Source organism: Vreelandella rituensis (assembly GCF_003336665.1).
Taxonomy (GTDB): Bacteria; Pseudomonadota; Gammaproteobacteria; order Pseudomonadales; family Halomonadaceae; genus Vreelandella; species Vreelandella rituensis.
Genome location: NZ_QPIJ01000145.1, coordinates 1 through 273 on the forward strand (window position 1 = coordinate 1; position 273 = coordinate 273).

The 273-nt window shown below is 55.7% G+C and carries 1 pseudogene; it reads left to right on the top strand.

What is annotated here, in order from left to right:
• A pseudogene (locus DU506_RS21145) lies at positions 1–273 on the top strand (IS200/IS605 family accessory protein TnpB-related protein); the annotation flags it as partial.

Genomic DNA, 273 nt, shown 5'->3' on the forward strand with positions numbered 1-273 from the left:
AACGCTACTACAAATTTCCATCGTACCTTCGCCGTGTCGCTATCATGGATGCGGTTGGTCAAGTCCGCTCCTTCGTGACACGGTTTGAGGCGTGGCGCAGCGGTGATCGTAAACACCTGCACGCCAAACCACCGCGCCTGACATCCAGCACCAAGACTTTTCCGAGCCTTTACGGGAGCCAGTGCGCCAGGATCAATGCCGATGCCAGCCATGCCTTTATCAAGGTGCGACAGCACAATGATTGGGTCTGGATGGGATTTCGGCTCAAGGGAA